This is a genomic window from Streptomyces longisporoflavus, assembly GCF_014649775.1.
Taxonomy (GTDB): Bacteria; Actinomycetota; Actinomycetes; order Streptomycetales; family Streptomycetaceae; genus Streptomyces; species Streptomyces longisporoflavus.
Genome location: NZ_BMTR01000002.1, coordinates 170,827 through 182,463, shown reverse-complemented (window position 1 = coordinate 182,463; position 11,637 = coordinate 170,827). Strand labels below are relative to the sequence as shown.

10 protein-coding genes and 1 riboswitch are annotated in these 11,637 nt (G+C 69.6%); of the genes, 4 read left to right on the top strand and 6 right to left on the bottom strand.

All coding sequences use genetic code 11. The features are described 5' to 3' along the window. Window positions 1-40: 40 nt before the first annotated feature. The 3 genes from IE226_RS04845 to IE226_RS04835 form a co-directional block, all read right to left on the bottom strand. Window positions 41-466: a DUF6299 family protein gene (locus IE226_RS04845; protein ID WP_190079736.1), complete on the bottom strand. Its 426-nt coding sequence runs from the start codon at window positions 464-466 to the stop codon at window positions 41-43. A gap of 360 nt (window positions 467-826) precedes the next feature. Next, window positions 827-1,234 carry a rodlin gene (locus IE226_RS04840; RefSeq protein WP_229870496.1) on the bottom strand — a complete coding sequence of 136 codons (408 nt, stop codon included), beginning with the start codon at window positions 1,232-1,234 and terminating at the stop codon, window positions 827-829. A gap of 416 nt (window positions 1,235-1,650) precedes the next feature. After that, complete coding sequence (locus IE226_RS04835; protein WP_190079735.1) at window positions 1,651-2,094, bottom strand: hypothetical protein; 444 nt, start codon at window positions 2,092-2,094, stop codon at window positions 1,651-1,653. Between the two features lie 445 nt (window positions 2,095-2,539). Between IE226_RS04835 and proP the strand changes: the two genes are divergently transcribed. After that, the gene (proP, locus tag IE226_RS04830) at window positions 2,540-4,093 is read left to right on the top strand and encodes a glycine betaine/L-proline transporter ProP (protein ID WP_190080074.1); all 1,554 of its coding nucleotides are present in this window, start codon (window positions 2,540-2,542) and stop codon (window positions 4,091-4,093) included. Window positions 4,094-4,109: 16 nt separating this feature from the next. Here proP and IE226_RS04825 read toward each other — a convergent pair whose 3' ends face one another. The 3 genes from IE226_RS04825 to IE226_RS04815 form a co-directional block, all read right to left on the bottom strand. Then, a complete protein-coding gene (locus IE226_RS04825) occupies window positions 4,110-4,661 on the bottom strand; it encodes a carboxymuconolactone decarboxylase family protein (protein ID WP_190079734.1) in 552 nt (183 codons plus the stop codon). 301 nt (window positions 4,662-4,962) lie between these two features. Next, window positions 4,963-5,562, bottom strand: coding sequence for a DinB family protein (locus tag IE226_RS04820; RefSeq protein WP_190079733.1), 600 nt, complete (start codon window positions 5,560-5,562; stop codon window positions 4,963-4,965). Window positions 5,563-6,035: 473 nt separating this feature from the next. Continuing rightward, window positions 6,036-6,752, bottom strand: a complete 717-nt coding sequence (locus IE226_RS04815) for a transglycosylase SLT domain-containing protein (RefSeq protein ID WP_190079732.1) — start codon at window positions 6,750-6,752, stop codon at window positions 6,036-6,038. Between the two features lie 2 nt (window positions 6,753-6,754). Beyond that, a riboswitch (cyclic di-AMP (ydaO/yuaA leader) is annotated at window positions 6,755-6,911 on the bottom strand. Window positions 6,912-7,693: 782 nt separating this feature from the next. On the opposite strand from IE226_RS04815, the gene IE226_RS04810 reads away from it, so the two are divergent. The 3 genes from IE226_RS04810 (at window position 7,694) to IE226_RS04800 (ending at window position 11,630) form a co-directional block, all read left to right on the top strand. After that, window positions 7,694-9,559, top strand: coding sequence for a glycoside hydrolase family 15 protein (locus tag IE226_RS04810; RefSeq protein ID WP_190079731.1), 1,866 nt, complete (start codon window positions 7,694-7,696; stop codon window positions 9,557-9,559). 181 nt (window positions 9,560-9,740) lie between these two features. Beyond that, the gene (locus tag IE226_RS04805) at window positions 9,741-10,718 is read left to right on the top strand and encodes an esterase/lipase family protein (RefSeq protein ID WP_190079730.1); all 978 of its coding nucleotides are present in this window, start codon (window positions 9,741-9,743) and stop codon (window positions 10,716-10,718) included. Between the two features lie 39 nt (window positions 10,719-10,757). Then, window positions 10,758-11,630 carry a helix-turn-helix domain-containing protein gene (locus IE226_RS04800; RefSeq protein ID WP_373306876.1) on the top strand — a complete coding sequence of 291 codons (873 nt, stop codon included), beginning with the start codon at window positions 10,758-10,760 and terminating at the stop codon, window positions 11,628-11,630. Window positions 11,631-11,637: the final 7 nt, after the last annotated feature.

Sequence of the window (11,637 nt, the reverse complement as noted above, 5' to 3'; positions counted from 1 at the left end):
GGGGTGTGCCCGGCGTCCTCGTCGCCCCGGACCGCCGCTGTCAGCCCCGGGCGAGTGTGACGTCCTGGCGGTGCATGGCGTGGAAGCGGGGCAGGGGGAGGCCGCTGCGCAGGTCCAGTTCCATCACGGTGGCTTCGACGTTGGCGGTGCCCGGCTTGGGGGTCGCGAGGGAGGGGCGCCCGGTGTTGGTCCAGGCGTGCTCCTGACCGTCGCAGGTGGCGCGGGTGCCGCCGATGCCGTGGCGGACGTTCTTGTTGCCCTGGGAGAGGGACGAGGAGATGAAGACGGGACCGGTGCTCTTCGTGCACCGGTAGGTGCCCGACAGGGTGATGGTGCCGTCCGAGGCGACGCGGCCGGTGGGATTGACGGTGACACTCTCGCCCGGTCCGACGGCCGCTGCGGCGGCCGGGGCGGTGCACAGGAGCAGAGAAGCGGCGAGGACCGTGGTGGCCTTGCGCAGTGACATGAGGGCCTCTTGGGTCAGGAGAGACGGAATACGAGGTTCCATCTATAGCGGGCTCGGTGGGCGGAGCGGGCCCGACACGTCGCGGGCCCGCCCGCGAGCCTGCCGCTGCCGTAGTGCGACAGTGGCGCGACCGTGGCGAGGGTGGGCGTACCGCCTCGGTGCCGCGTTCGCTGTCCGTCGCGAAGAACCGGCTGCACAGGGCCGTGCATCGGCGACGCCGGGCAATCCCGCACCCCGCGCGGCTGTCAGGAGTTGCCTCGGGGCAGGCAGGCAGGCAGGCAGGCAGGCAGGCGGGGTGCGGGTGGACAACAGGCCCGGCGGGCGCCACTACCGAGAGGCAGTGGCAGCCGGGCGCGCGGGTCATTCGTTGGCGGTGCCGTTTCCGGAGAGAACCGGGATGTCGTTGACGAGGTGGGAGAGGGGCTCGTCGCCCTTGGCCTGCGTGGAGTTCTCGGTGCACTGCTGGTTCTGCGGTGCGGAGAGAACCGGGATGTCCTGCACGGCGACCGGCACGAGGATGCCGACGAGAGCTCCCACGTTGGCCTTGACCGGGATGCCGGCGCAGACCTTGTTCAACGAGCCCTGGACCGCGGAGAGCTGCGGGCTCTGCCGACCATCGGTGCTGCTGTTGCCGTAGGACTGCTCGGCGTTGTTGCCGCTGGCGCTGGCGGTGCTTTCGTCGTCGGCGGCGGCGGCCGCGTTCCCGGCGGTGCCCGCCAGGGCGAGGGCGGCGAGGCTGAGGGCCAGCGGGAAGGCAGGGATGCGCATGTCACTCCAGGTGCGGAAACGTTGGTCGGTGCCATGCATCAGTACCGCGTCCGGGGCCCGTGACCGGGCATATTCGCCCATTGGCAGGGTGTCGGAGGAGCAGAGCTGACGGCGACCGGCTGCTCGCGGGGGGAGCGGAACTGGTGCGGGGGCTGACCGCGCGGCCGGACGGGCCCCGCGGCGGGCTGCCGTCGGACGCCGGACGAGGCCGCCGGCCCCACCCGCCCGGCCGGGGTGCGGGGCCGGCGGCCGGGGCTCGGCTGGGAGGCTGCGCCTGCTCCTCCCGGCGGTTCGCCGTCCTTTCGAGAAGCGCGCGTCCCGAGGCGGCTCGCGGTCCGCGCTGTCCGCCTGGTGAGCCTGGTGCACGCTGCCGCGTGCTCACAACAGTGGCCCCGCGGCACCCGTATGACGGTGTGTCAGGCGCTGAGAACCACCTGGCTGCGCGGGTCGGGGCTGTCCGCGCGCGCCGCTTCTTCCAGCGCCCGCAAGAGCAGCCGGAACGTGTCCCGGTCGACGGCCCCCATGACGTGTCGGAGCTCTATGGCGCCCGAGCCCAGAAGCGAGCAGGCGAATTCGAGGACGGCCAGATCGCCTGTGGAGGCGCGGCGCGACCAGCCCAGGGACAGTCTGAGCTTCCTGACCGCGGCCCAGTCGACGACGGGACAGGCGCCGGTGCGGTCGATCAGGGGCCGTCCGGCGGCGGCCGCGAGGTCCGGGTCCCCGGTGAAGCGTCGCAGCCACACTCCGTCGTGGTGCGCGCCGAGGAGGCGGGTGGCGGCCTGCTCGCGCTCGTCGCCTACGTCCTTGAGCAGGCTCTGCGCCAACTGCGCGCCCGTCGTCGTGTCGGTCATGACCGTCATCGGTTTCTCCGTTTCGCAGGGGCGGAAGGGTGCCCGTCTGCCGCGTTGCCGTACGTGCCGGGTGGTCGCACGGCTTTGGTCTGTCGCCCTGCGGGGCGGCCGGAGGCCGGTCGCGACCTTGGTCACGTCCTCCGGCGCGCCCTCTTGTCACCCGCGCGACGCGTGGCAAACCTGCCGGGCCGAAGCCGGCCGCACCCCGCCGGGCGGCCCGCTGGCTAGGCCCCCTGGCCGCACCCCCGGGGGCGGGTGCCCGGCCCTACGCCGGTTGCCTGCGCGCAGGGCGGACAAGTTGCCCATCTCTCATGATCAGCCTAATTTTGCGGCGACTCAGCTTTTTCTCAGGCACGAGGAGAAAAGCTTCATGGTGAGAGGCCTTCCGCACCGTACGCCCCGGCGCCCCCGGGGACCGGACCCCGATGTGACCCGCTCGGCGGCGACCGACCGTATGGCGCGCACGTTGCTGCGCCGTCGGAAGAAGGCGCTCAGTGCCGAGGACGTGATGGTCTCGGACCGCCCCAAGGTGCGCCGCGCGGTGACGGCTGCCGCCCTCGGCAACACCATGGAGTGGTTCGACTTCGGCGTTTACGCCTATCTGGCGGGCACGATCGGGAAGGTCTTCTTTCCCTCGAGTTCGCCCGGCGCGCAGGTGGTCGCCACGTTCGCCACGTTCGCGGCGGCCTTCCTGGTGCGGCCACTGGGCGGCCTGGTGTTCGGCCCGCTGGGGGACCGCATCGGCCGTCAGAAGGTCCTTGCCGCCACCATGATCATGATGGCGGCCAGTACGTTCGCGGTCGGTCTGCTGCCGACGTACGCCTCCATCGGGTTCGCCGCCCCGCTGCTGTTGCTGGCGTGCAGGCTGGTCCAGGGGTTCTCCACGGGCGGCGAGTACGCCGGTGCCACCACCTACATCGCCGAGTACGCACCGGACCGGCGGCGCGGGTTTCTGGGCAGCTGGCTCGACTTCGGGACCTTCGTGGGCTACTCCCTGGGGTCGGGCCTGGTGACGGTGCTGACGCTGACCCTGGGGTCGGACGGAATGGAGAGCTGGGGTTGGCGCATCCCCTTCTTCATCGCGGGCCCGCTCGGGCTGATCGGCCTGTACATGCGGCTGAAGCTGGAGGAGACCCCGGCCTTCCAGCAGGAGACCGCCTCCGCGCAGGCACAGGCGCAATCGGAGGCGGAGGGCGGGCAGGGGGAGGACGAGGACCCCGTCGAGCAGGCCCGTCAGTCCGGTCATGGGCGCCTGAAAGAGATCTTCTCCCGGCACTGGCAGGCCCTGCTGATCTGTATGGGGCTTGTGCTGCTCTACAACGTCACGAACTACATGGTGACGTCGTACCTGCCCACCTTCATGACGGCGACCCTGGGCGAGAGCGATACGACGGCGCAGTTGCTGGTCCTCGGCACCATGCTGCTGGTGGCCGTGACCATCACGGTGGTGGGCCGCAGTTCCGACCGGTGGGGCCGGCGCCCGATGTTCATGGGCGGCAGCATCGCGCTGATCGTGCTCGCCGTTCCCGCGTTCCTGCTGATCCGCAAGGGCGGCATTCTGCTTCCCGCGTTCGGCTGCGTGATTCTGGGACTGCTGCTGGTCGTCTTCGCGGGCACGGCGGCGGCGACGCTGCCGGCCCTGTTCCCCACCCGCCTGCGCTACGGCGCCCTGTCGATCGCCTACAACGTGTCCGTCTCCCTCTTCGGCGGTACTACCCCGCTGCTGGCCTCCTTCCTGGTGGAGAAGACCGGCAACACCCTGGTGCCGGCCTTCTATCTGATGGTCGCCGGAGCGATCGGCCTCGTGGCGACGTTCTTCCTGCACGAGACGGCCGGCAAGCCGCTGCGGGGCTCCGGCCCGATGGTCGAGACAGCGGCCCAGGCCCGCCAGGTGGTGGCGCGCAGCCGTACGGAGGCGGGGCGTCACGCGAGGGACGTGTGGCTGCGATTGTGGCATCCACGCGGGGGCCGCGACCAGTCCACGAAGCCCGGCAAACGCGACGACTGAACCCCGGGCGGCAGCTTTACGCGGACGCCGCGTCTCCGGCCGGCGACGCTTGGTCGTAGGGCGCGGGGGGTTCGCCTTCCGTCGTTACCTCGAACGTATTGAGGAAGTTGCAGATGAGTTGGTAGAAGCCGACGGTGACGACGAGATCCGCGAGCTGGTTGGCCGTCAGGAATGCGAGGAGTTCGGCTCGCGCGGACTCATCAAGGGTGTGCCGCTCCAGGAGTTGGTCCGTGGCGGCCAGGACGGCGGCTTCGGGGCCGGCGAGTTTTGCCGCGGAGCCGGTTTCGGCGGCGGCGAGTGCTTCGGGGGTCAGCCCCACCAGTTGCGCGATCTTCTCGTGGTGGTGGATCTCGTAGGCCGCTTTGTAAGCATGGCCGACCCGCACGATGGCGAGTTCGCGCAGAGTGTCCGGCAGTGAGTTGCGCTGCAGGATCGCGTCTCCGAGCCCCAGTACGCCCGGTGCCAGGTCGGGTGAGTGCGTCAGCATCCAGAAGACGTTGAGCGAGCCGTGCGCGACGATGGCCTCCCGCAGATTCGCGGGCACTGCGGAGGGGTCCGGATACTCCATGTCGGCTCCGTTCGAGAAGGATCTGCCTGCGGGCGGTGCGGGATGTGACCGGGCGTACCTGTATGCCGGGCGTCCGGCCGAGCCGTTCGCGCGCTTGAGCCTAGGGGAGCGAGAAGTGCGCCGCCTCCTTGCCGGGAGACGGATTCCGGCGCCGCTTTTGCTCACAGGGAGAACTGGCGCCGCCCCTTGGACTTGTGCCACGGCTGCACGGTGGCGGCCGGGGAACAGGGGAGAGGCGAGCGTCTTGGAAGGTGCTGCCCGCGCCGACCCCGGACTGGCAGGGCCGGCGGCGGGAAGAGCGTCAACCCTTGTCGGCTTCCCGCGCCACGTGCTCCAGTCTGCTGCGGTAGTCCTGCCACCATGCCTGGTCGTCCGTCGGCAGGCTGTCGTTGTTCTGCAAGTACCCCACGGACCCGTCGATGAGCTCCCGCAGGATGTCGGCGTGACCGGCATGCCGCTGCGTATCGGTTATCACGCGCACCAGGATGTGATGCAGCGTCACCTCGCTGCGCTCCTCGGGCCACCACGGCACGTGGCCGGTCGCATCGAGCGGCAGCATCGCGATCGTGCGATCGGAGTGTTCCCACGCCTGGTGGTACAGCCGCACGATGTCTTCTCGTGACTCGTCCGCAGTTGCCCACATGTCCGAGTTGAGTTCCGGGTCCTGGCTGTACCACCAGGCCGGCGGCTCCTCCTCGAAGAACGGCCGCCCGAACGTGTCGCCGAAGTAGCCCAGTTCCACACTGGCGACGTGTTTGACCAGCCCCAGCAGGTTCGTGCCCGTGGGGGTCAGCGGGCGCCGGATGTCGTACTCCGAGAGTCCGTCGAGCTTCCACAGCAGGGTATTGCGTCCGTCTTGCAGGTATCGGAGAAGGTCCGCTTTCGGACTCGATTCGGTCATGCGGGGCAGTCTCGCAGCCACCACTGACAACCGGGCCCTGTACGACGCCTCAGCCTCTGCCGGTCCTGACGCGCCGTCACCTTGACACGCAGTCAGGCCTGCTGGGGAGTTGGCTTTTTTGCCGGCAATCCAATCGCATCGCGCCCGGCACAGCCGACGCCGAGCTCTGCGCCGACGCGATCGAGTGGGACCTGATCAGGCAGCGGCCGAAGTCCTGGAGGAAGTTTCCCGACGCACCGCTGGGTCAGGTCGTCGCGAGGGCGATGGAGCGGCGGTTCCGCGCCGGCGGGGAAGGAGGCCAGCGGGGGCAGACGCCGGGTGCGCGGCTGCGCCGGTGACGCGAGTGCTCCGAGCCGCTGGGGTGGCGGACGCGCCCGGCGCTCCTTCAGCTGACGCGGTGCTCTGCCTCACAACGACCGGAGCCCCGGACACGTGGCGTGCCGGGGCTCACAGCGGACGGAGGCGGGGTCGGTCTAGTACGGGCCGTTGACGTTGTCGATCGAGCCGTACCGGTCGGCCGCGTAGTTGCAGGCAGCGGTGATGTTGGCGACGGGGTCGAAGCTGTCCGTCGACGTGCCGGGCACGTGGTAGGCGGCGAAGGTGGGGTCGATGACCTGCAGGAGCCCCTTGGACGGCGTGCCGGCGGCAGCGTTGGAGTCCCAGTCGTTGACGACCTGGGGGTTGCCGGAGGACTCACGCATGATGTTGCGGTGGATGCCCTCGTAGGTGCCGGGGATGCCGTGCTGGGCCAGGACGTCGAGCGACTCCTTGATCCAGCCGTCGAGGTCGTTGGTGTAGGTCTTCTTCGCCGGGGCGGCGGCGGGCTTGACGGCAGCCGCGTCCGAACGCTCGGAGCGGTCCGCCCGCTGTGCCGGGGCCTTCTCGCCGAGGGTGAGCTTGACGCCGGGCTGGATCAGCTTCGGGTCATCGCCGAGGGCGCCGCGGTTGTCCTCGTACAGCTTCTTCCAGCCGCCGGTCAGGGAGTGCTCACGGGCGATCTTGGCGAGGGAATCGCCTGCTGCGACGACGTAGGTCTTGGGCGCCGCGGCGGGCTTGGCGGCCGGCGCCGCGCTCGCGGTGGTCGCGCCAAGGACCGGAAGCACGAGCACGGCCCCGCCCGCGCCTGCGGCGGCGATGTTGCGGTTGAGCGTGCTGGACTTGGGGCGGCGGTGCTTTCCCTTTGCAGACATGACGAATTCCTCTCCGTCGCCTGCGAGGTGAGCTGTCGGGTTCGGACGGGAGATGTCCGGCCGCACCGTGAATGCGACTTCACCCCGAGCCGATCCGGTTTCCGGATCGGCGGCTTACCTGGGTCCCCCGCTCCTGCCGTGCGTGAGTGTGTGTGAGTGGGAAGGGTTTCCGGACAGCGGCAGGATTCGGCGTTCCGTCCGGATTGACTTTGACGTTAAGCGAGAAAGCCAGGAGGGAACAAGACCCGAATTCGCATAGGCAATGCATGAGGTCTCTACTCGTTGATCAAATTCTCTCCTCCTCGTTGATCGAAAAGGCCAACTTTCCCATCGCGTAACGGAAGTATGCGCAGCGGCTTCCTGGGTACGGCGGCCGATGGCGTGACCCAATTCACTGAATACGAGGCGGATGGCGATGCGGATTGAGGGCACTCCGCATCACCCCGGGCAGTGTAAATATTTAGCAAAAGTGGGCACTAATGACCGTTTACCCTTAATGGGGCGCGAAGGTAACTAGTGCACCAAAAGGGACATCTAGCTAGATCATTTAAGGTGACAGAACGGGCATTTTGCATCCCGTGTCGACGTGGCTGAGTGCCGGCCTCTCGCGCGACGGCCCCCTGGCGGCACAGGTCGGCAGAAGTCTGCGGCGTAGGGAATCGGCAGACGCGGCGCCGGTTGTTCCGGATTCGCCGCAGCCTCTCGAACCGGGCCGAAGCCGAGCCGCAGGAGTTCCGAACCGAGCCGAACCGAGCCGGACCGAGCCCCAGGAGTCTCGGTCCGCATTTCGCATGTGACGGTATATCAACACCCATCAACGCACTGTGCACCAGCAATTCATGCCCGCATTGGTGGTGTGACGCACCGCCAGCCTCCGCAGTTACGCCAAGTCCGGGCTGTACGGTGGCCGCCCGGTTCCAACGCGGGCGGAAGGCTTAGGCGTGGACGACCAGGACGCGAAAGAGCGCCCGTATCTGCCCATCGCCGAACACGGCCTGATCGGGGATCTGCGCGGCGCTGCCCTGGTGGGGACCGACGGGCGCATCGACTGGTTCTGCGCGCCGCGGTTCGATTCCCCCAGCATTTTCGGTGCGCTCCTGGACGCGGAGCGAGGCGGCGTCTGGGAACTGTCGCCGCTCTGTGCGACGGCGTCCCGCCAGCAGTTCTACGTTCCTGACAGCGCGATCCTCATCACGCGCTTCCTCACCGAGGAGGGCATGGTGGAGGTGCAGGACTTCATGCCGGTCCTGCGCCCCCACGACGCACAACACCGCCAGCGGCTGGTGCGGCGGGTGGTGGCCGTGCGCGGCACCATGCGCATGCGGGCCCGCATCGCTCCGCGCCTTGACTACGGGCGTGCCCGCCACCGGACCCGGGCAGGCCGGGGCGAGGTCCGGTTCATCTCCGAGCAGCTGACGCTGGTGCTGCGCAGCGATGTCCCCCTGTCCGCCCGGGGCGGTGAGGCACACGGCGAAGTCGAACTCGGCGAAGGAGAGCAGGCCCTGTTCGTCCTGGACGTCGACGGGAGCACGGGGGGCGACACACAAGCCGGCCCGCTGGATCCCGGGGAGGCCGAGGAACTGTTCGACGGTACGGTCGCCTTCTGGCGGGCCTGGCTGAAGCGGTCGACGTATCAAGGGCGATGGCGCGAGATGGTGCACCGCTCCGCGCTGACCCTCAAGCTCCTCACCCACGAGCCCACCGGCGCGATCATCGCGGCACCCACCCTGGGACTGCCGGAACGCATCGGCGGCGGACGCAACTGGGACTATCGCTATGTGTGGATCCGCGATGCCGCCTTCTCGCTCTACGCGCTCCAGCGACTGGGCTTCACCGACGAGGCCGAAGCCTTCGTCGGGTGGCTGACGCGGTGTCTGGCCCGGACCGGCACGGACGAGGAGACGGGGCCGCTGCGCGCGATGTACACCATCGACGGTGACGCGGAGCTGCCGGAGCGCGAACTCGCCCACCTCGAGGGGTACTGCGGCTCGGCCCCCGTGCGGGCCGGCAATGCCGCCGCCTGCCAACTGCAGCTCGACGTCTACGGCGAACTGGTCGACTCCATCTACCTGTTCAACAAGTACGGGACAGGCATCTCCCATACGGCATGGCGCGACCTGACCCAGATCATCGACTGGCTTCTCGAGCACTGGGACAGTAAGGACGAGTCGATCTGGGAGACCCGCGCCGGCCGCCAGCGCCACACTTACTCGCGGCTCATGTCCTGGGTGGCCGTCGAGCGCATGGTGCGCATGGCGCGCCAGCGTGGTCTGCCGGCCGACCTCGTCCGGTGGATCGAGGCCCGCGACGCCATGTACCGCCAGATCATGGAAGAGGGGTGGAACGCGGAACGCGGGAGTTTCGTGCAGCGCCTCAGCGGCAAGGACGGGCCGGCCTGCGATGTGCTCGACGCGTCACTTCTGATCATGCCCATGATCAAGTTTGTCGCACCGCGGGACCCGCTCTTCCTCTCCACCATGGATGCCATCCAGGACTCCCTGGTCGTGGACTCGCTCGTGTTCCGCTACGACCCGGCCGAGGCTCCCGACGGCCTGGACGGCACCGAGGGGACGTTCTCGATCTGCTCGTTCTGGTGGGTGGAGGCTCTCACCCGCAGCGGCCGGATCGAGGAGGCGCGGCTGGCACTGGAGAAGACGTTCACCTTCGCCAACCACGTCGGTCTTTACGCCGAGCAGATCGGTGCCACCGGTGAGCAGCTGGGCAACTTCCCGCAGGCGTTCACCCACCTGGCGCTGATCAGCGCGGCGGTCAACCTGGACCGCTCCGTGGACGCCGCCGGGGCTTGAACCACCGCAGCTGGGCGTCGACGGGGCCCGCCGGCCGGCGCGGCGTTCGCTGACGGGGATGCACCCGGGTGATGCGCCGTTACCCCGGAGCGCTCACGGCGTTGCCGGTGCGGTGCCCGATTTCGCTTGCTGCGGACCGGGCCCCCGTCCGCCCTGGCCCGCCTGCCGGAAAGGTAACCCCATGCTTTCGCGTTTCGCCGCGACGGCCGCCGTCGTCTGCTCTCTTGCTGCCCTCACCGGCCCGGCCTCGCCCGCCGCGGCGAGCGCGCCTGCTGAGCCGCGCCCTCATCACGAGACCGCCCTCGGCGCCATCGTGCCCACCCTGCTGTCACCCGCGCCGGCCAACTCCAGCCCGCCCGGCGCCCGGACGGACCCCACGATTCCCTGCCCGGCCGGTACGGACCGACGGGCGCACCCCCGGCCGGTCGTGCTGGTCCACGGAACGGCCATGAACGCGTACAACACCTGGAACGCCATGGCGCCCGCGCTCGCCGACGCCGGGTACTGCGTCTACGCCCTGAACCACGGCGCCCACGGCAGCCCCCTCAACGCGCTGGGCGCCAAGGGCACCGGCCGGATCGAGGACTCCGCCCGGGAACTGGCCGCCTACGTCGAGCGTGTGCTGCACACCAACCGGGCCCGCACGGTGGACCTGGTGGGCCATTCGCTGGGCGGGCTCATGCCGCGCCAGTACATGAAGTTCGAGGGCGGCGCGTCGAAGGTGCACCGGCTGGTCGGACTGGCCCCGGACAACCACGGGACGACGGTGAACGGGCTGGACACGCTCGTCAGGGCGATCGCCCCGGCGGCCGACACGGCGGTGGGCCCGTCAGTCCGGCAACAGCTGTCGGGCTCGCCCTTCCTGACCCGCCTCAACGAGGGCGGTGACACCCTGCCCGGGGTCTCCTACACGGTGGTCGCCACCACCCACGACAAGATGGTCACCCCGTACACCTCAGGATTCCTCACCGCTCCCGCCGACCGCCCCGGGCAAGTCGACAACATCACCCTCCAGCAGGTGTGCCCCGGTGACAGGTCGAGCCACCTCGGCGTCCCGTACTCGCCCAACGTCATCAACCTGACCCTGGACGCCCTCGCCCCCGCCCACCGCTCCACCTGGAGCTGCCAGAACGTCACGCCGCTCTTGCCCCTGCCCTGAGGGGCATGCCCCGGTACGGCCCCGGCTAGACTCCTGCGCATGGTCATATCGTCCCGTGGCGACGCCGGCCCCGGGATGTGGCGGCAGGAGGCGGGCGCCGTGGTGCGCCGGGTCGCGCCGTTCCCCGAGCAGGCGATCGCGCCTTACGCCATCTTCGCCGGGCTGCAGATCCCGCGTGTTCCCACGGAGTGGGCGCCGCACTCGCACCCCCGGCACGAACTGGTCTGGGTCCGCGGCGGAACGCTGACCTCCCGGGTGGCGGACCGTGTCTTCACCGTGTCCGAGGGGTACGGCCTTTGGATGCCCGCCGAAGTGGTGCACGGGGGCCGGGCGACGGCGGGCGCGGAGTTCCACGAGGCTTTCTTCGCCCCTGACCGCACGCCCTTCGCGTTCGAGGAGCCGGTCGCGGTGGAGATGACGCCGCTGCTGGAGTCGCTGCTGACTCATCTGTCCCGGACGGATCTCGACGCGGCGGCCAGGGCGCGGGCGGAGTCGGTCGTCTTCGACGTACTCCACCCCTCGCAACGCCAGTTCGCGCTGCAGTTGCCCGGCGACCCCCGCATCGACACGATCGCCGAAGCCCTGCTGGACGATCCCGCCGACTCCCGCTCGCTGGAGGAGTGGGCGCGCTCGCTGGGGGTCAGCGACCGCACGATCACTCGCGCGTTCCGCCATGCGACAGGCCTGTCCTTCGCGCAGTGGCGGCAGGCGCTGCGCGTGCACCGGGCGCTGACGTTCCTCTCCGAAGGGCTGGACGTGACGACCATCTCCGAGGAACTCGGCTACGCGCAGCCCAGCACCTTCATCGCCGCTTTCCGGCGGATCACGGGGACCACACCGGGCGCGTTCCTCGACGCCCGTGACACCCCCGAGGGTGTCCGGAATCCCGTATCGGATGTCCAGAACTCCTGATTGTCGA

Bases quoted from the DNA above. Each gene is read 5' to 3' on its own strand.
- IE226_RS04845 (WP_190079736.1), bottom strand. From the start codon at position 466: ATGTCACTGCGCAAGGCCACCACGGTCCTCGCCGCTTCTCTGCTCCTG.
- IE226_RS04840 (WP_229870496.1), bottom strand. From the start codon at position 1,234: ATGCGCATCCCTGCCTTCCCGCTGGCCCTCAGCCTCGCCGCCCTCGCC.
- IE226_RS04835 (WP_190079735.1), bottom strand. From the start codon at position 2,094: ATGACGGTCATGACCGACACGACGACGGGCGCGCAGTTGGCGCAGAGC.
- proP (WP_190080074.1), top strand. From the start codon at position 2,540: ATGGCGCGCACGTTGCTGCGCCGTCGGAAGAAGGCGCTCAGTGCCGAG.
- IE226_RS04825 (WP_190079734.1), bottom strand. From the start codon at position 4,661: ATGGAGTATCCGGACCCCTCCGCAGTGCCCGCGAATCTGCGGGAGGCC.
- IE226_RS04820 (WP_190079733.1), bottom strand. From the start codon at position 5,562: ATGACCGAATCGAGTCCGAAAGCGGACCTTCTCCGATACCTGCAAGAC.
- IE226_RS04815 (WP_190079732.1), bottom strand. From the start codon at position 6,752: ATGTCTGCAAAGGGAAAGCACCGCCGCCCCAAGTCCAGCACGCTCAAC.
- IE226_RS04805 (WP_190079730.1), top strand. From the start codon at position 9,741: ATGCTTTCGCGTTTCGCCGCGACGGCCGCCGTCGTCTGCTCTCTTGCT.
- IE226_RS04800 (WP_373306876.1), top strand. From the start codon at position 10,758: ATGGTCATATCGTCCCGTGGCGACGCCGGCCCCGGGATGTGGCGGCAG.